Origin of the sequence: Streptomyces sp. NBC_01465, from assembly GCF_036227325.1 — a bacterium.
In the GTDB taxonomy this organism is placed as follows: Bacteria; Actinomycetota; Actinomycetes; order Streptomycetales; family Streptomycetaceae; genus Streptomyces.
The window spans coordinates 8,816,489-8,838,386 of record NZ_CP109467.1 but is presented as its reverse complement, the minus strand read 5'-3'; the positions used below and the strand labels follow the sequence as shown (position 1 = coordinate 8,838,386).

The following is a 21,898-nucleotide window of genomic DNA, read 5'->3' as shown; positions in this document are numbered from 1 at the left end:
AGGCCGCCGCATACGCCGCCACCGCACCGGTAAAGGATCTCCCGTGCCCATTCTCGGCCCCGGCCCCTGATGATCCCGAGTACGACAACTACGACCCCGCCTGGAAAACCCAGGACACCCCGTTCCGGCGGTGGCTGCTGGAGAAACTCACCGTGACCGGCTTCAGCTGCGCCGGCGACATGGCCACCTCCTACGCGCTGGCCAACCGGTACAACGGCCTCAACCACCAGGCCGTGGTCGACATCGCCGAGTTCACCGGCAGCAGCGTCGACGACGTGCGAGCCGCCCACAAGGCCGACCTCGCCGAATGGGCGCGCGAGCAGCAGCTCCGCGACCATCCGGACCTTGCCGTCCTCGACGCCGACCTGGACCGCATCCGGCACCGTTCTTGAACCGTCGAGTCCTCAGTCCTCTGATCCCAGAGAGAGGCAGCTGCCACAGATGGACTCCTCGTCCGCAGCACGAAACGGCTGACTGCAGATTTCGCAGAGCTCAGGAAACGCCAGGGCACAGTTGAAGCAGAAGTTGGTCGGGCGATCCGGCTGGGCCGCAGTGAGGGCGCCTTGCACCAGAGTGTCGGTCCCGCACTCCGGACACGGGTCGACCGGAGGGGTGCCCGGCTGACTGAACACATCCGTTGTGGGCCTACTGCGCCAGGGGAGGCGCAGGACGTACGTGGCGTAGGTCCATGCGGCCTGCTGAGAATCCGTGGCCGTGTGGCAGAACAGGCACGAGGTCGGATCGCCCACCTGCAGGGCCCACTGCCGACAGTCAGGGCACTCGAGTATGCGCTCCTCAACGGCTTCGAGCTGGCCCTTCAGACGCTCCATGCGCCGCTCGACGAAGGTACGGATCTGCCTGAGACCGCCACGGATGTGTTCGACGTCGTCATCGACGCCTTCGCGCTCCGCCTCATCAAGATTGGGCAGCAACTGCTCGTCGAGGAACCGGATGAGGAAGTCCAGGACCTCCACCGTGCGGACTTCGATCGTGCCGTCCGAGTCGGTCAAGCCGAAGTGCTGCAACGCATTCCGGGACTTGGCCAACGCGACAATCTGCTCCTGCTCCTGGTCGCTGATCGGCACCCCCAGGAGGTAGCGGAGCCGTTCCACCGTCTCCTCCGGGCCACAGCTGACGAAGTCGCCCCTGTCGAAACGGTCTCGGCTCATCTTCTTGTTCTTGTTCGCCCGGGACACATCCAGGTTCTGCAGGACCAGCGTCCAGTGTTCCTGGTAGAGCCGGTACTTCAGCAGCACCTCGGTTGCGGCCTGAAGGTGCAGCACGGCGTACTTCAGCCGCCGAGGGGTCACTTCCCCCGGTCCCCCGGCGAGGCAGTCGATGACATCGATCAGATAGTCGAGACCGTTCTGCACGGGCGGGAAGTGAACTATGCCGCCCGGCCTATTGGACTCGCGGACCAGTCTTCCGTGTGGCATGTGCGGATCCCGCCTCGTGAGAAGTACGCGCACGTCCGCGCCCGGGCCATATCCTCACGGCACCAACGGGGGTGTGGACGTGGCCATGGACGACATCGAGAAGTACATCACTGACGACATGCGGCAGGCCATGGCGGCCGTCCGCCGACAGGGGCTGCAGAACGACCTGCGTGTCCTGACCGACCGGCTGCGCAACGAGGCTCCAGCCGGATCGCCGGACTTCAACGCCGGGATCGGCTGGGCCCTCCTGTGGCTGGAGAACACAGCCAACACGATCACCAAGGGGGACGACCCGAGCATGCGGTAACTAGCCGTCCGTATCGGCTGCGCACGCTCCCGTCGGCCATTCCACCTCGATGACCAAGGCTGTGGGCGGCTGCTCGTCCGCAGACCAGCCGCCACGGCGACCTGCAAGAGACTCGGGATGAGACGGTGCAGGAAGCGGTCATGGCGGTGCACCTCGCATTGACGATGGTCCAGCTGTTCGCTTCAGGAGCCGTACGACGCGTCTGATGGGTGCACGGTCTCGTGACGGTCGATGTCCATGCCTGGTGGGAAGATCACGGGATGTCTCTGCCTGAGCCTTATGATCTGACCTCGCTGGTCATGCGTACCGACTTCGGTGACGAGGGAGCCTGGGACGCGGTTCGAGCCGCACTCGACGGGGCGGGCGAGTACCCCCTTGCCACGTATGTCAGCGAGCGTCGATTTGCTGGTGTGGAGGTCCAGGCGTTGGTGGATGAAGAGGCTGCCGCGGCTGAAGACGACCAGATCTTCTACCTGTTCCTGGCGGACGCAGTAACGATGAAGGATCCGGATCACGCGGTCCTGGCCGTGGATCTCTATGAGGAGCCCGGGCGGACGTTTAGGGTCCCCGCTCGTTGGTTTCCTGACATCTCGGCCAACCTCAGCATCTCCAACATGGACTTCGCGGAGTACGCCGACTCCGCTGATGGATCAGGGACCTTCCGCGGCTTTTCCAACGACTGACACGGATACCGCGGGGGGCTCGACTGCCCCGTGGGTACTGGGATTACGCGATGCTGGGCTGGGGCCCTTAGCGAGTTGAACAGGGCGTGGTGGGGGCCCGAGCCGGTCCCGGCCGGAGCGGAAGGTCAGTCGCTCTTCAAGGTGCGCCACTTGCGGTAGATGCGGACCGTAGCGGTCGGCGAGTCCAGGCGCGCGAGGGGCCGCTCGCAATGGATTCCCACCTCTAGCAGGGAGAGCTCCAGCTGCATGAGCCTTCCGGCGCTTGTCCGTGTCTTGCCCGGCCTGAGAAGTGTTGCCACCAGGTCCGTGCGGTCAGCCCCCTCGCCCGGGTCGGCCGAACTCGGGTCCGCCGTCCAGGCGAGCGCGAGGAGCTTCGTCTCGGCGGTGCGCCACATTTTCGTCAGTTCACTGCGGCGCAGGATGATCGATTCGGTGTCCGCGAGACGTTCCCGGAGCGCGTCCTTGATGATCGGCACGCAAGGGTCGTTAGGCATAACTCTCCCTGGACAGTAATCAGTTGGATATTTCCGCGCGGCTCGACTACTGAGCCTGAACTCGTGGTGTCGTAGCTGCTGACAGGGGTTGATCCTCGCGGTATGCCGTTGTCATGAGGTACGCGCAGGGCGGTGGTCTGACGGACGAGCGGCGAGAGTTCCGCGAGGGCATCCGGAAGGTGGCGGCCGGGCGGTTCGCCCGTGGCGAGCCGAGCCTGGTCATCGCGAAAGATCTGCGGGTCAGTGTCCGGTCGGTGCAGCGGTGGCGGAGGTCGTGGGCCAAGGGCGGCCCGCGGGCCCTGCGCTCGGTCGGATCGGCCTCCCCGCCACGCTTAAGCGAGGCCCAATTTCTGCAGCTGGAGGCGGAGTTGGCCAAGGGGCCCATGGCTCACGGCTGGCCGGACCAGCGGTGGACGCTGACCCGCGTGAAGACCGTGATCGGCCGCCGTTTCCACAAGAGCTACACCATCCAGGGTGTGCGCAAGCTACTGATCCGCCACGGTTTCTCCTGTCAGATTCCGGCCAGACGGGCCCTTGAGCGTGACGATGAGGCGATCACTGGCTGGGTGAAGGAGACCTGGCCGCTGGTGGAAACACCGCGGCGGCGCTCGACGCCTGGATCGTCTTCGAGGACGAGTCCGGCTTCTCGATGACGCCGCCGATCGCCCGCACGTGGGCCCGACGCGGGCACACCCCCGTCATCCGGGTCCGTGGCCGCTCCCGCCGACGCGTCTCCATCGCCGCCCTGACCTGCTACAAACCAGGCGAACGCTCCCGCCTGATCTACCGGCCCCGCCGCGACGACGGCCGGCGCGACGGGCGCAAGTCCTTCGCCTGGACCGACTACCGCGACCTGCTACAGGTCGCTCACCAACAACTCGGCGGCCCGATCGTGCTCATCTGGGACAACCTGAACGTGCACCTCGACGTTCGGCTCCGCAGGTGGACCGCCGATCGGGACTGGCTGACCGTCTACCAACTGCCGTCCTACGCACCGGATCTCAACCCGGTCGAGGGCATCTGGTCCCTGCTGCGGCGCGGCTGGCTCAGCAACGTTGCTTTCACCAGCCCAGACCACCTGGTCCAGACCGTCCGGCGCGGCCTGCGCACGATCCAGTACCGCAGCGACCTCATCGACGGATGCCTTGCCGGAACCGGCCTATCCCTCAACCCGACGACTTCACGAGTTCAAGCTCAGTAATTAGAGTCCACGGCGGACGATTGCGTCAACCCGTCGCCGACCGCAACCTGCCAAACGCAAGTTCTCCCAGGTCAGAGGCCTGACGAGATCACAAAGAGAGACAGCGTGCCCGTTTTATTTTCATCCCCAATTTCGAATTAGAAGTCTCGCTATCATTTCGGGGAGCCGACGTAATTACTGGCGAGGATATTTCGGACACGAGGCGCGGTGTCACCCACCTCGGGCGACGGCCCGCTGGGCATCCGCCTTGCGAGTTGTCCCTTGGGGAGCGGCGTCAGCACTGCGTCCGCACGCGCATCGAGCGCAACGCCAACAGCTGTACCGACATGACTACTCACCTCAAGGTCAAATCAGAACGCGTGCGCGCCCTCGCCGCTCCGCGACCAGGAGGACCTTGCCGTACTCGACGTCGGCCTGGACCCAGTTCGGGGGTTCAGCCGGTCGGGCCCCCGCGCCGGAGGCGCGCGACGCGGGCGTTGTGCGGACGGCCGTCCGGTGTCCTGCAACCCGATCCGGGCCTGGCCTTGCAGGTGGGGCAGGCAACATCCACCACGCGCTGGGGCCGACCTCGCAGCGGGGAAGCTGCTGGACGCTGCGCAGGCAGCTTCGCCTGGTTCTGCCGCTCGGTGATGAGGAGTTGGAACCGCTCGTCATGGGGTATCTGGCGCAGGCTCCCACCCCCGACACGTTCGTCGTTGAGACATGCTGCGCCCTTGGCGGCGCGACAGCGCGGGCACGGTTTCTTCAGCCACAGGCGGCGGGCCACCTGTTCATGCAGGGGTGGTTTCCGCTGTGGGCGCGCACCGCGCTCCCCGGGCGCCGCGGGCGTGCGGGGTCTTGGCTCTCGCGGCCGGGGTGCTTCGGCGCGGCGTCTCCAGATGTCGATCTGGTTCCGCTGCTGGGCATCGAGTTGCACGCCGATGGACGTTGCGGCCAACTCGAGTTCCTTCACCATCCTGCGCATCGGCTTCCGCGGCTGTCCGACCCCGCCGCGCTCCAGAGCTGCCAACAGGGCTTGCACCTTGTCAGCAGCCTGCCGGACTCGCTTGGCGTCTCGATCGGCCCGCTTGGCCGCCATCTTGGCCTGCCGGTGCCGTGCGTAGACCTCCAGGCACTCGGCGGCCGAAGCAGCGATGGCCTGCTCCGCTTCCGTACGGGCATGACCGGCGATCGCGTTGGCGCGGCTCAGCAAACGCCCCGCCGTGATGTTGTCTCCGGCGACAACGGCCTGCTGCAGACCTGCGAACAGCGCCCGGCGTGCTGCTGCCTGCTCCCCCAGCCAGCGCTCCGCAGTCGCGACCGCGGCCTGCAACCGGCCCTGAAGAGGCCCCTCAACGCCGGTCAGCGCGCTGATCTCGTGGCACACCCGGGTCACCACGAGCACAGACCCCAGCCTGCGGGCGTCTGCCAGCTTCTCCAGCAGCATCTCCGCCCGCGCCTGCGGAGCGGGAACCTTCCTGGTCCGGCCCGCCGTCCAGGTCGAGACGGGGCGGCTGGTCCGCGATCGGACGATCTCCTCCACCGCCGGTGTCGACAGGCCGCGCTGCGTCATGGCGCAGTCGTCGAGCGGGAACCACTCGGTGGGACGCGCGAAGGCCTCGGTGCCGATACGGACCCGACGGCTGGTGCCCTCAGACTCCAGCCGGATGCGGTGCACGTACCAACGGCGGATCAGGGTGTCGCGGTCCACGGGAACCGATACCCCGAGCACCGGCTCCTGGCCGTCCTCATCCCAGTCCGGCTCCACCTCCTGGTCCAGGTGCACACGCAGGCCGGTGTCCTTGAACCGGATGTCGACCACCGACCCGTACGCAGCGCCGCCGGGGCGGACGAAGTCAATGTCGGCGTGCTCGTCGCGATCGCGGAGCCAGGCCGTGGCCGCGGCCTTCACATACAGATGGTCGGCGCTGCCCACCCCGCGGGCCTGCCGGCCGCAGTGGTGCGGCTGTCCGTCGTGGCCTGGATGGTGCGCGAAGTGGCAGACCCGGTCCGTGTACAGCTTCGTTGCCAGCTGTGTGCCGCAGCCTCCGAGCAGAATCCCGCACCAGAACGTGTCGTGCTGGTGCTGCTGGCGGAAGGCGTTGAGCTCGATCGCCTCCAGCGGCAGCAGCAGCGGTATTTCCGAATCCGCGGTGCCCAGCACCGCTGTCTGGATCTGGCGTCGGTCTTCGTGCACGATCGGTCCCCCACTGTCGTCGCCAACTCATCGTGCCAGCAGGGGCGTTCACGGGACAGATCACCACTCGTGATCTATCCCGTGGCCTTGTGTCCGGTTCCAGGGCGGGGCGACCGGCGCCTTCGGGGTTGGGACCCAGCATGGCAGGGACCTTCTGCGTCGACTGGTGCGAGCGTGGGCCTCTCGGCTCCAGCCTGAGTCCGCACCACGCGGCGGGGCCGGCGGCACCAAATCGGCACCGGTACCGAGAATCCGGGGACAACCGGCACGGAGAGCCGGTACGACGGACACTTCGCCTCGCAGGCCCGAAGGGCACCCGATGTACCTGGCACAGTCGTGGCTCGACACTTCTCTCAAGACCATCCCGATCGCGGCGGCCACCACCGTGATCCTGGGCGCCATCCTGGCTCCATGGATCGCCCGCCGCCAGGAAGCAGGCAGGGCCCAGGCCGCGGCGGAGGCGCAGTTGCGCGCCATCGTCACCGAACTGCGCGCCGATGTGATGTATGCACGGACCGGGCTCGACACCAGCAACACCTACGACCCGACGCCGTTCAGCGGATTCCGTCTCGCTGCCTTCACCATCCGGGTTGTGGAAGGTGCCCGAAACCTCCCCAGTCGTCGGCAGCAAAAAGTGGCCGCCGCGCTCGTCGAACTCGTCGGCTCGTGGCGCCTGGAATTCGCCGAGGACATCGGAGCCGCCTGGGCGTCCCGGCAGGGCGAGTACGCCCACACGAACATGATCGACAGCACACGGCTGCACCGGGAAGAAGAACAGGTCACAGTGCTCTTCGCCTACAACAAACGCGCGCTGGAGAACGGAGACGAGAACAACGGCCTGCTCGGCCAGATGGAAAAGTCACAACTCCCCCACGAGGACCACCCACAGGCCGTGGCCGCGGTGGACCGGCTCCTGGACGCGGTCGGGGGAAGGCACCGTCTCGGGAGCCGCTAGGAGCCCCGCCCCGCAGCGCGGACGTGCGTCTGCTCTTGGTGGGCCTCAAGCGCGCGGCGCAGCGTCGGCCTGAGCAGGTCGTTGCGCCCCCAGTCAGGATCCACGACGGTGACTTGCCAGGCGGCAATGACCTGCCGTACGGCCTCAGTACGGCAGCCGCGGCCGCGCAGCCACATGTGGCTCGCCTGGAAGCCCCGCAGCCGCCCCAGGAAGGCATGACCGCACCCCGCAGGGGCCCGGGCGCGCCTCCAGCCAGGTGGCTCGTGCGGTTACGCCGGTGCTTCACCGCTCCGCGCCCGCGAGATGTCAGCCTGCTGCGATGTCCTGGAACCCGCCGTCGCAGTACCACGGGTTTCCTGCGAGAGCGCGGTACAGAGCGGCCATCCAGTTGTTCTGGCGCGGCCGGCTGCGCATGCTCATCCAACTCGTGAGTTCGGCCTGCACGTCGGCTGCTCCGCCGGCCACGAACAGCTCCTCCATGGCCAGGCCGACTGTGACGAGCTCGTCGGCGCACTGCTTCGCGTAGAGGGTGTCCAGCTCGAAGGCCTCGAAGTGGAACCGCACGCGGTCGGCGAGGTCCTCGCTCCATGTGGGGTGCGGGTCCACGTAGTAGCGGACCCGCCAATCCAGCGGGCCCGGGCCGGGGCTGACGAGGAGTTCAGCGCGCAGCCAGAGCTGGTCTTCGATGTCGTCGTAGTAGGGGTGGAGGCTCTGCTCGCCGCCGGTGGTGGGGAAGCGGTCGAGTTTCACGGTGTTGCAGTCGGCACAGACGGGAATGAGGTTGTCGGGTGCCACGGCCAAGAACGGGTAGTGGGCTTTCGGCAGGTGGTGGTCGACCTGCTTGATGCGGCCGATCCCGCACAGCGGGCACTTGCCCGGCGCGTTCCTGATCTGGTCGTAGAGGGACCGCCCCGGGTATCTCTTGCCGCGCAGCCGCCGGTCGTAGAGGCCGATCAGGACCTTGGTGTGCTCCTTGTCCGGTGGATTCGGACCGAACTCCGTACGGTCCAGTAGGTGCAGCACCGAGTCCTCGCAGGCGGCGCCGAAGACGTCCGCCGCCTGGACTATGGACTCCTCGTAGCCGGACAGAATCTCCTCCTGCACCGGGCCGACCATGGTGCTGGTGCAGAGCTGGAAGGCCTCGCGGGCGGTTTCCCGAACCGGGCGGTCGATGTGCAGCATCAGCGCCGGCCGTCCCGGTGGCGGCGAGCGGCGACGCGCGCCAGGGCGCGGCCCTCGGCTCCCAGTGCGCCCGCGAACGCGCCCAGGATGTCCTCGTAGTTGAGGTCCGCCCCTGCGAGTTCTTCGATCATGGCGTGGAAACCGGTGCGGGTGACCTCGAGGCCGAAGATCTCCCGGGTGATGACGCCCACGTTCTCTCCGAACGTCTCGATCTCGGGATGGTCGACCCGCACGTCGTCGCCGGCCCGGCGCAGCGCCCACACCGCGCGGCGGGGTGTCTCCTGGAGAACGACTGGGGAGTGGGTGGCGATGAGTGCGACCCCGTTGGTGTCCAGGAGCAGTTCGGACAGCACACGGATGAACGTCGACAGCAACGGCGGGTGCAGGTGGGCTTCGGGCTCGTCCATCAGGACCAGGGTGCGCTCGGTGGTGTGCTCGACCAGCCGGGCCAGGGTGAGCAGGACGATCTTGTGCCCCGAGCTCAGCGGGGCGAACAGGTCCTGCGCGTCGGGGCCTTCGGCGTTGGCGTCGGCCAGGAGCGCGATCTGATGGTCCTGGAAGATCGGGTCGGTGTCCTCGAGTCGCTCCAGGACCTTGCGCCAGCGGCGCGCGCGTACGGGGCCTTGAGACATGCAGGCACTCGCGCTCTCGGCGAACTCCTCCCCGAGCTCGGACGGCCCCTTCAGACCGCTCTCTCCGCGCTTCTTCAAGCCGACGTACTGGTAGCCGACGTCGCGAGTTGGGGCGAGCGGCTCCAGCGCGTCGAAGGCGCTGAACCCGACGGAGACCAGGTTCGCGAACGGATAGGCGTGGTTGTCCGCTCGGTCGGTGAGCCGACTGCCATCGATCGGTTGGAGGCGTGCCTTCAGCACAGTGCGCGCGAGGGTGTCCAGGAGGTGCGTCTTACCGACACCATTGCTGCCGATCAGTGCGTGCACATTGGTCGGCGGCATGGCATCGGGGTCGGCTTCAAGACCCAGCCGGACCCATCGCTGTCCGGACGCTGGGCTCCGCTGTCGGTATTCGATGTCGAACTTGGAGCGCGTCGGCCCGCCAGTCGCGATGCGGTGGAACTGACCGGTTACGGTCTCGGGTTCCGTGCTCCGCAGGAGCGATTTCCTCATCGCCCGTTCCGATGACGCGATCTCGAAAATGTAGTGATCGAACGCCGCGTCCTTCAGCGCCCGGAGGACGGTCTCGCGTGTGCTGGGGTCGATCTCGTCGCGCAGCTGTGTGTAGTAACTCTCGTCGACTCCCAGCGAGAAGTACTGGTCGGTCAGGTAGTCGAACGTTTCCGGGATGTCGACCCGGCCCCGTTCGATCCCAAAGCAGGCGATCTTGCAGGTGCCGATCTGGATCTGCCGTGAGCCGTTGGAACACCACAATGTGAAGCTGGTCTTGAACCCGAAGTCGTCCCACATGTCCTGGACGAGGAACGCGCCCGGCGCCGACTGCGGAGGCTCAAGAGGTGCCGATATCCGAGTGAAGAACACCCGCGCACGCTACCCGTACCGACCGCAGCACGTGCGGCCTTTCCACCCCACCGCCCGACTGGCATCCGGGCTCGCGGGAACATCGGCAGGAACGGGCCTCACCCCCATTCCAGGTGATCCAGCGCTCGGCCGCGTAACCCGCCACGGCCTCCGGCCGGTTGGCCGACCATGCGAGCAATGAAGACGCTGATCACGGCCTCGGCCATCGCGGCGGGTCGAGCCTCGCGGCCGTACTCGGCGCGCTGACCGCAGCCCTGCTCCGCCGCCGGCGACCTGCGGCCGCCCCACAGCCACTTCTTGCTCCTCCCGCCGAGGAAATGCGCGTGCTGCGCCGCTACACCCTGCTGCGCACCGCCGGTCAGGACGGCACCCCGGACCAGATCCCCACCACTCAGCCGCCCGGCACTGTCATCACCCACCTGGTGGGCGGCTGCCCGCAGCGCTTCGAACTGACCGACGCCCCGCTGGGCGACGGCACCTACGCCGCCGAACCGCTCGACTACCTGTAGGAGGATCCAGCCCCTCTCCCATACTTCGGCTGTCTCCCCTGGGAATGCAGCCGCGGTGGGTTCCGTGCGGAACCCGGGCCTCCCCGGGTTCCGGGAGCAACGCGACACGTGTGCGGCATGCCGCTGCCCCGGCAACCGTGGGTTGCCGGGGCAGCGTTGATCCACGCGAAGGGTTAGCCGGCGCTGCCGGTGAGGGCGACGGTGGCGGGGGTGCCGGGGATGCCGCCGACCTGTTCGGGGGCGTCCCACTTGCCGTTGGTGTGGCGCAGGGTGTGCTTGATCTTCCCGTCGGTGGTGACGATGGCAGCCTGGAACTCCCCGGAGACGGCGGCGGCGTCGACGGAGACGGCGGTGTCACTGCCGAGCTTGGTGCTGAGGCTGGCGAAGTCACTCCAGTGGCCTGCGCTGTCACGGATGCCGTGCTCGTTGAGGCCGGTGGTGCTGGTCATGATGACCTGGAGCTCTTCGCCGATGCCGGCGAAGGCCATGCCGTTCACGGTGCCGATGCCGGGGGCGAACTGGGTGACGTTGCCCCAGGTGCTCCAGGTGCCGTCCTCGTGGCGCTGGCCGTGGTAGGCCTTGCCGCCGGCGACGATCCCGACGTTGGTGTTACCGCCGGTGGTCTGCGAGATGGTGAGCTGGGTGGCGTCGGCGAGGGCGCCGAGCTTCGCAGAGGCGTCCGCCCACTTCGACCAGGTTTCGTCCGCGTCCATGGTGGCGTGGTAGACCTTGCCGCCCGCGAGGCCGACCAGGGCCAGGCCCGGTCCGGTGGAGGTGACCGCGACGCGGGTCAGTCCGGTCTTGGCTCCGAGGGTGGCGTTCATGTCCTTGAAGGCGTCCCAGCCGCCGGTGGCCCGGCGGGCGGCCATGTAGAGGTGGCTGTCGCCGCCGACGGCGAAGATGTAGTTCTTGCCCTTGATCGCTGCGTCCGCGGCGTAGGCGACGTCGGTGACCGACCCGGCGACCTTCTCCACGTCCGCGAAGCCGGTCCAGTCGCCGTTGCTGTTCCGCATGCCGTGGAACAGGCCGGTGCTGGTCTCGGTGACCATCTGCGTGTTCCACGTGTTGAGCGTGGAGGCGGTGTTCTCGGTGATCCAGGCGCGGATGTCGTCCACGCGGGAGGCGACGGCGCCGGTGCGGGTCTCGTCCGTGCCAAGGCAGCCGCCCTGCCAGGAGTTGGTGGCGATCGCGGCGAGCTCGGGGCGGCCGTTCTTCTCGCGGTAGACGGGGGCGCCGGTGTCGCCCTTGCAGACGGGGGTGCCGTCGATGTCGAGTGCGGTGGTCTCGACTGCGCCGGTGGTGAAGGCGGCGGTGTGCAGGGTGTCGGGCACCCAGGTGTCCTTGGTGCGCCCGTACCCGGCGCCCTTCAGCGCTTCGCCCGCGACGGGCGCGGTGGTGGCGGGGTGCAGGAAGGACAGGCCGTAGACCGGGGCGGAGAGCTTCGCGAGGACCAGGTCGCGGTCGGTGCGGGGTATCAGCTGGGTGATGTCACGGACCTCACCCGTCGTGGTGGTGAGGTCGGTACGGCCGATGGTGACCGTGGACTTGAGCTTCGGCGCACCCGCCACCAGCGACGTGGCCTGGGTGGGGTCGTCGACGAAGCAGCTCGAAGCGGTGATCATCCACTGGTTGTTGATGAGCGTGCCGGTGCAGGCGCGTGTGCCGTCACCGATATCGATCTTCGCGGTGAAGCTGGACGCACCGGCGGCCGCGGTGTCGCCGTCGAGGGCCTGTGCCGTGGTGCCGGTGAGGGCGCCGGCGGCCGAGACCACTGCGGTGAGCAGCGCCGCGGCCCACGCGGTGCGTGAACGCTTGCCAGACATGAGAGTTCCTTACAAGTTCGTGTGTGGGAGCAGGCCGGCGATACCCGGCCTTGGGAACCGGTGGGGGCAGGCGCCTGAGCGCTGCGGGTGTGCACGGCAGTCAGCTGGTGACATGAAGGTCGACGAGGCTCAAGCCTTGGTCGTCCTTGGGCCACGAGCTACACCATTAGGGGAGCCGCGCTGTTGCACGCGCGGGGCTATCCGATGGGGCCCGACCATGTGCTGTCCTCGTAGGCCAGGCCGGGACTCACCTTGATGCGCAGGATCTTGGCGGCTTCCGGTGTCACCACGTAGGGGTACTGGGCCGTGGTCTGCGCGCCGGGCGCCAGGGTGCCGTCGAAGTCTTTGCGCCCTTGCCGGGTGCCGAAGAGCGGGTCGATGCCCCTGCCGTTCGCGTCGTGGACCCGCGGGGCGACGGGGCTGAGGTCGAGGGGCTCGGTGGAGCCGTTGAAGATTGTCATCTTCACCCGGTAGGTCCGGTCCCCGGGACGTACGCCGACTGTGCGCGGCCCCGGTTGGAACTCGGTGGGCGCCATGACAGTCATCCTCGCGCCGTCCGCGTAGGCCCGGCTCTGGCCGAACTCCGCGGGCCCGGCGTCCGCGTCATCCGTGACCGGAGGCTGTGGTGCGCCGTCGAGCGCCGGAGGAGCACTGTAGGAAGAGGCGCCGTCGTGCTTCGCGCCACCTGCTGCCTTCTCATCGATGTTCTTGGCGAAGGCGGTGACGACGAAGGCCATCACGATGGTGAGCGCTATCGAGATGGCGCCGAAGAAGGCCCCGCCCAGCGCCGAAGTCCGGTTGGTGGCCAAACCCTTGCGGGCGCCCCTGTAGGCAACCAGACCGAAGACCACGGCGAGGATCCCCAGGATGCCCGCGATCCAGAACAGCACCGGGAAGAAGGCAAGGAAGGAGCCAATGGATCCCAGGACCATCGACGCCGTTCCCAGTCCGTTGCGGGCCTCCTGCAGCACAGGCCCAGAAACCCCGGGGGAGGTGGGTACTGGTGCCCCGTGAGGAGGCGGTGCCTCAGTCGAATCGGCGGGCGTGGTCATGGGATTCCTCTGGAAGGGGCGAGATGCTTCAGGGGCCCCGGTGGCTTCGGCCCAGGGGTGGCGTGCGTCGGTGCTCTTGGTGAGCTCGCCCTTGAAGTCGCGGCGTGAGTGATCCCGACGGCGGGCATGCGCAGGTGTGCAGCCGGGCCAGGTCAGCCGGTCACGCGGATCTCAACCAGGGTTGAGCGCAGGCCGGTGTCACCGGATTCACCGACGGACGTGAGGTCGTCCGCGGGGGCGTTGACAACGGTTTCCTTGCCCTCGGCAGTCAGCGTGGCCTGCACCGGGTGGTCCTGGGTCCAGATATTGAAGGCGTCGGGCAGCTCAAGGGTCAAGTAGCCGGACTTCGCGGTGGCCTTGAAGCAGTACACGACCGATGTAGTGGGCTTGCGAGCCTCAATTGCGATGTTCGAGGGGTCGACGCACTGATTGAGTGCGGTCGCAGGTGTGAGCGAGATGTGCCCGTCACCGCGCTTGAGGATGATGCCACGCTCCTGCTGGATCTTGGCGGCGTCGGGGTAGCTGAAGTCCTCGATCGCAACCGGCATGGTGTCGGCGGCCGCAGTGGCGCGCTCGGCTGCGGGTGCGCTCTGCGGGAGAGCGAGCGCGGTGGCACCAAGGCCCAGCACGAGTGCTGCCGTCAGGCCTCCCAGGAAGGTCTTCCGGGCAGGGGATATCGACATGGGTTCCTCACAGGGGGATGACATGTGGAGCAAATGTGATCGCCAGGAAACCATGATGGTTGACTTATGTAAAGTTCATGTAATCTGCACGCTGGCACGCAAGAAATGGCCCGCACCTGCAGAGATGGCATCGGCTGACAGCCCGTCAACTCGCGTGCCTGCACTCAGACTTCACTGCCGCATACGACTGGTCACGGTTTGCCCAAAACGGGCATAGAGTAACTTCTTTCAGTTTCTGGGCGATTCGTGGCCGGTGGAGATTGACCACCGAAGGACCGCAAAGTGAAAAAGCCCTTGCCGCCCCACGAAGCTGGGCGAGCGCGCAAAATAAGACAAAGAGTGTCGTTGAGGAAGCTTGGTCCTCGCGCTGCCTGCGCCACGCTGCTGTCCGCCACGCTGACTGCCACGCTTCTGGGCGCTTCCCCGGCAGTCGCAGCTGATGAGGAGCTGCCTGGTGCAAATCGCAGCTTGGTCGTGGGCTACTGGCTCGATGGCGGTACAGGCATCAAGGAAGCCGCTGAGCAAGCTCTCCTGGGGACGGACGATGACATCCGAACCTTCCTCACGGACGCCCCCGCCATCCAGCAGGTCGACGACCGGGTGGACGCCTCCCGCGTGGTAAACGCAGGTGGGCCGGCAGTTCGTGAGGCGGCGAAGGCCGCCCTGCAGGGGACCCCCGCAGACGTCGAGGCCTTCCTGGACACAGGGTGGAAGGCTCCCCAAGAGCAGGACCAGCGGGTGGATGCCAGCCGGGTCGTGAACTTCGGCGGCCCCGGAGTCCAAGACGCCGGCAAGGCCGCACTGCTGGGCACCCCCGAAGACGTCAAGCAGTTCCTGGAGGTCGACCAGTACACGGCACAGGAAGCTGACAACCGGGTCGAGGTCAGCAAGCTCTACAGCTCCGGTGGCACCAATGTGAAGGCCGCCGCCAAACTCGCCCTGCAGGGCACGCCCGACGACATCTTGGAGTTCCTGGATGTCGGGCAGTTCGTCGCGCGCAACCGCGACCAGGAATACGCCACGATCGCAGAGCTGACCGACCAGGCAGAGAAGGCCGGCAAGCAAGCCGAAGAGGCGACTGACAAGGCCGAAGAGGCATCCGCCAAGGCGGTCGCAGCTGCGGCACTTGCCCTGGAGGCTGCGGAAAAGGCGGCCAAGGAGACAGAGGCGGCCAAGAACGACGCGAATCGCGCCTCGCTGAAGGCCAACCAGGCCGCCGATGCCGCCCGCGCCGCGGCCGAGGCTTCCCAGCAGGCCATCGGCGCAGCGAACGCCGCAAACGCCTCCGCACGTCGGGCATCCCTTGCCGCAGCGCAGACCGCTAGCGCGGCTGCTTCAGCAGCCGAAGCAGCCGGCCGGGCATCGAACGCGGCATACGCAGCCGGCACGGACAAGAACAAGGCTCAGGCCGCTCGGGACCGTGCAGCCGAGGCCCGCAAGGCGGGCGAACTGGCGAAGAAGTCAGCCAAGGCAGCCGAGCAGGCAGGCAAAGCATCGCTGGCCGCCGCCGACGCAGCGGCCGCCTCCCGCAGCGCAACGGGCAACGCCGACAAGGCAGCTGCCGCCGCCGATCAGGCCGCCGACTACGCGGATGCAGCTGGCGGCTCCTCCTCCGAGGCGCGCGCCGCTGCCGCGGAAACCCGCCGGCACGCCGCCGAGGCGAACCGGGCCGCGAACGCCGCCGAAGCTCTCGCCCGCAGGTCGGCCACGGCCGCCAACGAAGCCCGGGACGCAGCCAACTCCGCCGCCACGCATGCCGAGAACGCCGCGGACGCGGCCGACGAGGCAGCCGAGCACGCCGGTGAGGCTGCCGACCAAGCAGCGGAGGCCGCCAAGCAAGCTGCTGCGGCCAAGGCTGCAGCAGACACCGCCACCGCGGCGGTGACGACCGCACAGAAGACCTTCGATCTCGCCCGGGAGACCGAGACTGAGGACCTCAAGACCCGCACCGACGCGGGCGTTGAGTCGGCGATGACGCAGAAGGCCGCGGCCGACACCTTCACCGTCGACCTCTCCAAAACGGTGGTCGAGGGCCAGGCAATCGTCGACGACACCAAGGCCCTGACCCTCGAAGCCTCCAAGCCCGACACCGACCAGGCAGCCATCGCAGCCAAGGGCCGCGCCGTAGCGCTCCGGGCATTGAAGTATTTCGGCTCATGGCGCAAGGACGCCGCCACCGAGGCCCTGTCCGGCACCGACGCTGACGTCATCACGTACCTGAAGACGGGCTGGGACCAGGCGGTCACGGATGAGACGCGCCAGCAGGTCTCTGACATCGCCTCTGGTAGCCCCTACGAGGCAGTACGCACCGCCGCGACTGCGGCACTCAACGGCACCGACCAGCAGATCCTCGACTTCTACACCACCGGCCAGTACGAGGCCGGCAACGCGGACTACCGCGTCGCAGTGTCCAAGCTCTACAACGACGGCGGTCCGGGCGTCAGGGATGCCGCGAAAGCAGCCCTGGAGGACGGGAGTGCTCAGGCGCTGGCCGGCTTCCTCAACAGCGGCCAGTACGCGGCCCTTCAGGCCGATGAGCGGGTGACAGCGAGCAAGCTGTACAACGAAGGCGGTCCCGAGGTGAAGGCCGCAGCCAAGATCGCTCTGGCTGGCTCCGCGGATGAGGTCCACGCCTTCGTCGACGCCGGACAGTACATGGCCGACCGCGAGGACCAACTCGCCATCAACCACGTGGCCCAGGTCGATCGGCTCATCGCCGAGGGCCAGGAGATCGCGGCCAATGCCCGCAGGAACAGCCACCTCGCAGCGCAGGCCGCCTTTGAGGCCAAGGGAGCTGCGGCCGACGCGGAGAAGGCCAAGAACGACGCAGCGCAGAGCGCCACGGACGCCGCAGGCTATGCCGCCGACGCTGATAAAGCCGCCGACCGGGCCGAGACCAGCGCCAAGCAGGCCAAGACGTCTGCGACCACCGCACGAGCCGCCGCCGACCGCGCGAACCAGTCGAGCATCGACGCTGAAGAGTCTGCAGCTCAGGCGGAGTTCTCGGCACAGTATGCGCACAACTCGGCGCGCGAGGCGAAGCAGTCCGCTGACGAGGCGAAGCAGTCCGCACTCGACGCCGGAAAGAGCAAGGACGAGGCCGAGAATCTGGCCAGTGCTGCCTGGAAGGATGTGACGGCCAAGCGTGCGGCGGAAGAAGCCGAGATGCGGCGCGAGGCCGCAGAGCTCCGCGAACGGCAAAGGGAGCAAGACGCCAAGCCCAAGTGCTATATCCCGATGAACCGGGACAATCTCCCCCCCTGCGCGCTGACTGGTCAGGAGCTCGTATTCCCAGGAATCGACCCGACATTGAAGGCGATCGTCTGGGAGGTCCTTGGCTTGAACGATGCCAGGGACTGCATCAAGGACCCCAGCATCGGCAAGTGCGCGCTCGCGGCGATGTCAATTCTTCCAGTGGGGAAGCTCAAGGCACTCAAGAGCCTCGGGAAAATTGACGACATCGTCGAGGCCACCCGCGTGGGGAAACTCGCGAAATGCGTCAAGCCCCTGGGACGTAGCCTGACCCGCAGCGCACCAGTCCCGTGTGTTCCGTGGATCACTGGCAAGCTGCCGGCCGCGGAGGAGACCGGCCTCAATGAGACTCTGGCGCACCTCGATGCAGGAACGGTGCCGAGCGGGCCTACGGCAACGAAGTGGGGCACCAAGTTCAAGAACTGGTCGGGAGACCTGCCTGGCGCCAAGGGACCGAACTCTCCCTACAAGGAGTACCGTGTCGCCAATCCATACGGCGACAGTGCTGGTGCACTGCGGATCGTCAAGAACACGGATACCGGCGAAACCTACTACACCTGGACGCACTATGGTGACTCGGGAAATCCACCCTTCGTGCAGATTCGGTGATTCTCATGGCACATAAGTTCGTGATCGTGTCGCATGACGCAGTTCCCGACATCCTCGGCTCGGCCGAAATCCAGAATATCCCGGCCCTGACCGTATCGACCAAAGGACGGGTAGATAGGCAGGCATTCTTCGCAGCAGTGGGTGAATCGCTTCCCCTGGATCCGCCCTTGGAGAGCTCACGAAGCTGGGACGCGCTCGCGGACTCCCTCTGGGAGGGCCTCCACAGGATGCGGGTTCCCCGCCTGATCCTTGTCTGGACTGATGCGGGCAGCGCGAAAGCTGAGCACAAGCAGGACTTCCAACATGCACTGTGGGTTTTGCGTGACCTGGCGGAAGAACTGTCCGATGCCAGATCAGCGGTCGGGGAACCCACGGAACTGTCCGTCTACGTGGCCGTCGACGCAGAGGACGAACCGATCACTCGGCGTTTGCTGCACCACCCGTAATACGACGGCTTGGACGAGGCCATATCGCGATGTAACAGGTGCGCCGCGAATAGGGCGGCTCCTTTTCCCCCACCAGTAGCAACGTGCGAGACTACAGTGCGACCGATGTGGCCCGTTTTGGGATTTTCCCTCAACGGGCCGCATCGTCTTCGTCGTTGACACGTATTGGCACGGATCGACACCATGACGCTCATCGAAAAACTCTTCACCTCCCAGGACAGCTATCCAGCCACGGGTCCCAGCAGCTGGGACCCGCTCAAGGAAGACGACGCCCTGGAGGACGTACAGTTCCTGGACAGCAGGGTGTGCCCGACCGCCAACCGTGCCGCGCTTCTCTTCGAAATGCGCACGGCATCGCACTATCCAACCGGCAACGCAGCCCTCCTCGTGGTTCGCGGACTGCAGGCCTTCCACTGGCAAGGATCGCCGCAGTCTCAGAACCTCATGGCGTTCACCGTGGTCTCCAGCAGACCCGCCAGGACCCCCGACAACGGTCTGCGGCTCGACCTGGAGTTCTTCCCGGACGGCGAATTCTCCGTGAGCGGGGAACACGCGGACTTCTACTTGCTGGAAGCCCCCGGCATCACCGGGGCACCACCGAACTACTCAGGTCATCATCTCGACCAGGTTCGGAACGGTCTCCCATGGTGGGACTCCCCATGCACAGTGCTGCAGTCGTCGACCACGAGCAGCACCTGACATAGCGGTACGCACTTCAGCGGCCCGCCGAGGCTAGTCCTCGGCGGGCCGCCCTGCTTGGCCTACACCGACGTCCGGGTCTACCCCACCCACACCACCAAGTAAGAGGGGGCTGATGCCGGGGCCTGTCACATTCCAGGCCACGCCCCCGAACGACACCCACACGATCCGCAAGGCAGGATCGAGCACTGAGCACCATCCGCCGTCCCGACGCGTCCATGTCTGGCGGCTCCGCCATCCCCCGTGGGGGATCGGGACAGCGAGGGTGGGCGATCCCGTGACCGCCACCACGCCTCCACCTGACAGCCACCGCCACCGACCGCTACCGTGGTCCGCAGCTGATATCACCCTGCTATCAAGCTCGCCGGGACCGGCCGCTCCGGCATCACTATGACGAAGGGGGCAGAAGATGAGCAGCACCCACGACTGGACGATCGACACCATCGTCCACGCCCTGCCCTCCGCAGAGCTGCGCCAGAGGTGTCTGCGTGAGGTCCACCTCGCACCCCTGGACCAACTCGAAGAAGTCCTCACCCGCTGGCAGGCTCTCGCCCTGCAGTGGTCGACCGTGGATGCACCGAACGTGGATGCCGCCCGTGCATACCTTGAGGAGCACGGCGACCTGCCGCCCGCATACCGGGCGGATGCCACCTCCCAGGACGCTCACCAGGAATGGCGTACCCGACTGCGGGCCACCCGCGAGCAGCGTGGCGCCGCGTGACCTGGTCCTTCCACGTCAGCGACCACACCCAGCAGCAGATCGAAAGCCTCCCCCTGGAGGGCCAGTTCGCCCTGCTGGACCTCATCGACGCCCTCGAGGCCGACCCGTTCACAGTCGTCGAGCCGTACGGCATCGCCGACAAGGTGATGTGGCAAGCCACCTTCGGATCCGGGGCCGGCCTGCTGGTGATGTTCATCAACATGCTGACGGGACGCATCACCCCGATCAGCTTCACCTGGGCCGGCTGACCCGATCCCACCGGCGTAGAGGGCGGCTTGCACGTACTTGGGTCGGTCGACCCCTGGAAGTGTTCATGCGTCGCCGGTCACCGGGCGCGATCAGGACGCGGCCGCCCAAGGGCAGCTGGGCGCTCCTCGACAGTCGCCCAGTCAATGCCGTCTGGAGCCGTGCCGAAGTCGAAGGAAGACGAGGCCGGGGCGGCCTGCTTCAGGGCTGCCCCATCGGGGCCGTCACCGGATCAGTCAGCCGCTGTCGAGGTGCTTAGGTGCCGATGAAAGCGTCCTCTTGGACAGCGTGAGCCTGCACGTACTCGCATCAACCCCGGGCGTGCAGAGTGAGTACGGCGCTCATACCGGTCCGCTTCCCAGGGCCAGACCCAGCCAGGCGCCGCCGGGTGGAGGGGCAAAGAAGTAGCCGCCTCCAATGGTCAGAACGTAAGAGGCCAGGGCTTCGCTCTCCAACCGCTTCTGTACTGCCTCGAATCCTCCTGCCAGATCTCTCTGGAAGGACGAGAAGATCAGTCCGGAGTCGCCGTCTCCGCGGTCGTAGTTGTAACTACGCCGGACCATGGGAGGAGGGTTCCGCCGGTCCGGAGCGGCGAGCCGGACATGCGAGTCGAGGGGTGTCAGTTTCCCCTGGGCATCAGCGCGGTAGTTCGGCTGCTCCCCGCTCGGGGTGCCGTCCAGCCATCGTCCGTCGCGGTGACGACCGACGATCCGCTCTTGGAGGTCGACAGAGTCCTTGTCCCACAACTCGGTCGCAAATTTTATGACCCGCACCACTTGGTACGACCCGCCGACAGCCCAGGCAGGCTCGCCCTGATCTGCCCGGACTATCGTCCTGTCCCACACTTCGCGGTCACTGTCCGGGTTTCCGAACCCGTCCGTGAAGTGGAAGGGGTTGCGCATCAGGCCTCGGCCACCTTCGATGCGGTTATCTGTTCTGAAGCCGCTGATACGCCAGCGAAGTTGCCAGACTGAGGCTGTACCCAGAACACCCTGTGCCGCTTCTTCCACCTTCGCGGGAGACGCTCCAGTGACCTGTACGAGGACGTCGCCGTGTACCTGTTGGGGGTCCAGGAGATCGCCCCGGAAAGTCGGCATCGTGGTGAGCTGACGAGGCTTCCGCGGCGACGTACCAAAGATCCTTGCACCGAGCGCTAATCCGACCTCGGTCTCCCCGCCCCACGCAGTCTGCGCCTGCTGCAGGAGTTGCTTGACCGGCTCCGCTGGATCGGCGGTGGGCCTTTTGAGATCGAGGACGAGGAGCACCGTGCGCTCTGCAGGGAGGGTCGAGCGGAGCTGGACGGGCGCTGCGCCTAAGTCAGGTTCGGACTTGCCCATATAGCGGGCCGCAAATCCACTGCCGCCCACTGCGAGTCCTGCCGCTGCTCCGGACAGGAGTACCCGCCGCCGTGCGAACCGTCGTGTAGCGAACAAGGATCCTCCCGGATGATGCATGGCCGGACCTAATGGAAACCTATCCTTCGGAATCTGGAAGATTTGACCATTCCCTGGCCCCTGCGGCTCTCATTATGTTTTCGCCTTCCGGCGTCATCATGAACGAATGGACGGCGGGGACGCACCCGACCTGATCGATCAGCGATTTCTTCAGCTGTTTGAGATTTCGGGCGCTGAAGGATATTTTGCCCCGCGATTCAAGGGTTCCTACGGCGATGGCAACGTCTTCTACGTCGCAAATCAGGGACGCGTCGCCGACGACCAGTTCAACGCTGGTGTTCACGCTTCCCTCGCGAGCATCCAAGCTGATCTCGTAGATGACCGAACCTTCGGCGTATTTGGATACCGGTATCACGAGCTCACTCTCGACAGGCCCATTTAGAGCAAGCTCGGAAACGACGTCTGCAAAGGCTTCTTGCACCTCGCGAAAGAATACCGCTTTGCTTGGCACCATTATCTTCTCCGCTTCTCAGGGCG

General features: G+C 66.6%; 22 protein-coding genes. 11 read left to right on the top strand and 11 right to left on the bottom strand.

Translation table 11 applies throughout. The features are described from left to right. Positions 1-152 precede the first annotated feature (152 nt). On the top strand, positions 153-392 hold the full coding sequence (locus tag OG707_RS40980; protein WP_329127206.1) for a hypothetical protein: 240 nt from the start codon (positions 153-155) through the stop codon (positions 390-392). 12 nt (positions 393-404) lie between these two features. On the opposite strand, the gene OG707_RS40975 is transcribed toward OG707_RS40980, so the two are convergent. Then, complete coding sequence (locus OG707_RS40975) at positions 405-1,373, bottom strand: hypothetical protein (protein WP_329127204.1); 969 nt, start codon at positions 1,371-1,373, stop codon at positions 405-407. Between the two features lie 148 nt (positions 1,374-1,521). Here OG707_RS40975 and OG707_RS40970 point away from each other — a divergent pair, with 148 nt between their 5' ends. Both OG707_RS40970 and OG707_RS40965 read left to right on the top strand, forming a co-directional pair. Beyond that, complete coding sequence (locus tag OG707_RS40970; protein WP_329127203.1) at positions 1,522-1,743, top strand: hypothetical protein; 222 nt, start codon at positions 1,522-1,524, stop codon at positions 1,741-1,743. A gap of 221 nt (positions 1,744-1,964) precedes the next feature. Continuing rightward, a complete protein-coding gene (locus OG707_RS40965) occupies positions 1,965-2,426 on the top strand; it encodes a DUF6924 domain-containing protein (protein ID WP_329127202.1) in 462 nt (153 codons plus the stop codon). A 125-nt stretch (positions 2,427-2,551) separates the two neighbouring features. Here the strand turns inward: OG707_RS40965 and OG707_RS40960 are convergent, their stop codons facing one another. After that, positions 2,552-2,920 (bottom strand): hypothetical protein, encoded by a 369-nt coding sequence (locus OG707_RS40960; protein ID WP_329127201.1) that lies wholly within the window; start codon positions 2,918-2,920, stop codon positions 2,552-2,554. Between the two features lie 113 nt (positions 2,921-3,033). Between OG707_RS40960 and OG707_RS42525 the strand changes: the two genes are divergently transcribed. Beyond that, a protein-coding gene (locus tag OG707_RS42525) for an IS630 family transposase (RefSeq protein WP_443071354.1) occupies positions 3,034-4,121 on the top strand; the annotation gives its coding sequence in 2 pieces (ribosomal slippage) (positions 3,034-3,492 and positions 3,495-4,121; 1,086 coding nt in all). A 433-nt stretch (positions 4,122-4,554) separates the two neighbouring features. Here OG707_RS42525 and OG707_RS40945 read toward each other — a convergent pair. Continuing rightward, positions 4,555-6,297: a zinc finger domain-containing protein gene (locus OG707_RS40945; protein WP_329127199.1), complete on the bottom strand. Its 1,743-nt coding sequence runs from the start codon at positions 6,295-6,297 to the stop codon at positions 4,555-4,557. 319 nt (positions 6,298-6,616) lie between these two features. On the opposite strand from OG707_RS40945, the gene OG707_RS40940 reads away from it, so the two are divergent. Then, entirely contained in the window at positions 6,617-7,252 is a 636-nt protein-coding gene (locus OG707_RS40940) for a hypothetical protein (protein ID WP_329127198.1), read from the top strand. Here OG707_RS40940 and OG707_RS42520 read toward each other — a convergent pair. The 3 genes from OG707_RS42520 to OG707_RS40930 form a co-directional block, all read right to left on the bottom strand. Continuing rightward, the gene (locus OG707_RS42520; protein WP_443071518.1) at positions 7,249-7,461 is read right to left on the bottom strand and encodes a DUF6919 domain-containing protein; all 213 of its coding nucleotides are present in this window, start codon (positions 7,459-7,461) and stop codon (positions 7,249-7,251) included. The two genes, OG707_RS40940 and OG707_RS42520, sit on opposite strands and share 4 nt — an antisense overlap. A gap of 97 nt (positions 7,462-7,558) precedes the next feature. Then, positions 7,559-8,434 (bottom strand): HNH endonuclease, encoded by an 876-nt coding sequence (locus OG707_RS40935; RefSeq protein WP_329127197.1) that lies wholly within the window; start codon positions 8,432-8,434, stop codon positions 7,559-7,561. Then, entirely contained in the window at positions 8,434-9,927 is a 1,494-nt protein-coding gene (locus OG707_RS40930) for an AAA family ATPase (RefSeq protein ID WP_329127196.1), read from the bottom strand. The genes OG707_RS40935 and OG707_RS40930 overlap by 1 nt, the downstream gene beginning before the upstream one ends. 323 nt (positions 9,928-10,250) lie before the next feature. On the opposite strand from OG707_RS40930, the gene OG707_RS40925 reads away from it, so the two are divergent. Further along, on the top strand, positions 10,251-10,436 hold the full coding sequence (locus OG707_RS40925; protein WP_329127194.1) for a hypothetical protein: 186 nt from the start codon (positions 10,251-10,253) through the stop codon (positions 10,434-10,436). A 173-nt stretch (positions 10,437-10,609) separates the two neighbouring features. On the opposite strand, the gene OG707_RS40920 is transcribed toward OG707_RS40925, so the two are convergent. From OG707_RS40920 to OG707_RS40910, 3 genes are all read right to left on the bottom strand, one after another. After that, the gene (locus OG707_RS40920) at positions 10,610-12,259 is read right to left on the bottom strand and encodes a S1 family peptidase (protein ID WP_329127193.1); all 1,650 of its coding nucleotides are present in this window, start codon (positions 12,257-12,259) and stop codon (positions 10,610-10,612) included. A gap of 197 nt (positions 12,260-12,456) precedes the next feature. Continuing rightward, on the bottom strand, positions 12,457-13,230 hold the full coding sequence (locus OG707_RS40915; RefSeq protein WP_329127191.1) for a DUF4190 domain-containing protein: 774 nt from the start codon (positions 13,228-13,230) through the stop codon (positions 12,457-12,459). A gap of 233 nt (positions 13,231-13,463) precedes the next feature. Beyond that, positions 13,464-13,994 carry a hypothetical protein gene (locus tag OG707_RS40910; protein WP_329127189.1) on the bottom strand — a complete coding sequence of 177 codons (531 nt, stop codon included), beginning with the start codon at positions 13,992-13,994 and terminating at the stop codon, positions 13,464-13,466. A 474-nt stretch (positions 13,995-14,468) separates the two neighbouring features. Here OG707_RS40910 and OG707_RS40905 point away from each other — a divergent pair, with 474 nt between their 5' ends. The 5 genes from OG707_RS40905 (at position 14,469) to OG707_RS40885 (ending at position 19,969) form a co-directional block, all read left to right on the top strand. Next, positions 14,469-17,855, top strand: a complete 3,387-nt coding sequence (locus OG707_RS40905; RefSeq protein WP_329127187.1) for a ribonuclease domain-containing protein — start codon at positions 14,469-14,471, stop codon at positions 17,853-17,855. A gap of 5 nt (positions 17,856-17,860) precedes the next feature. Beyond that, entirely contained in the window at positions 17,861-18,301 is a 441-nt protein-coding gene (locus OG707_RS40900; protein ID WP_329127186.1) for a barstar family protein, read from the top strand. Between the two features lie 183 nt (positions 18,302-18,484). Beyond that, complete coding sequence (locus OG707_RS40895) at positions 18,485-19,000, top strand: hypothetical protein (protein ID WP_329127184.1); 516 nt, start codon at positions 18,485-18,487, stop codon at positions 18,998-19,000. A 409-nt stretch (positions 19,001-19,409) separates the two neighbouring features. After that, positions 19,410-19,721, top strand: coding sequence for a hypothetical protein (locus OG707_RS40890; protein ID WP_329127182.1), 312 nt, complete (start codon positions 19,410-19,412; stop codon positions 19,719-19,721). Beyond that, entirely contained in the window at positions 19,718-19,969 is a 252-nt protein-coding gene (locus OG707_RS40885; protein WP_329127181.1) for a hypothetical protein, read from the top strand. Before OG707_RS40890 ends, OG707_RS40885 begins: the two co-directional genes overlap by 4 nt. 339 nt (positions 19,970-20,308) lie before the next feature. On the opposite strand, the gene OG707_RS40880 is transcribed toward OG707_RS40885, so the two are convergent. Both OG707_RS40880 and OG707_RS40875 read right to left on the bottom strand, forming a co-directional pair. After that, complete coding sequence (locus OG707_RS40880; RefSeq protein WP_329127180.1) at positions 20,309-21,232, bottom strand: Dyp-type peroxidase; 924 nt, start codon at positions 21,230-21,232, stop codon at positions 20,309-20,311. 208 nt (positions 21,233-21,440) lie between these two features. Further along, entirely contained in the window at positions 21,441-21,875 is a 435-nt protein-coding gene (locus OG707_RS40875; RefSeq protein ID WP_329127178.1) for a hypothetical protein, read from the bottom strand. Positions 21,876-21,898: the final 23 nt, after the last annotated feature.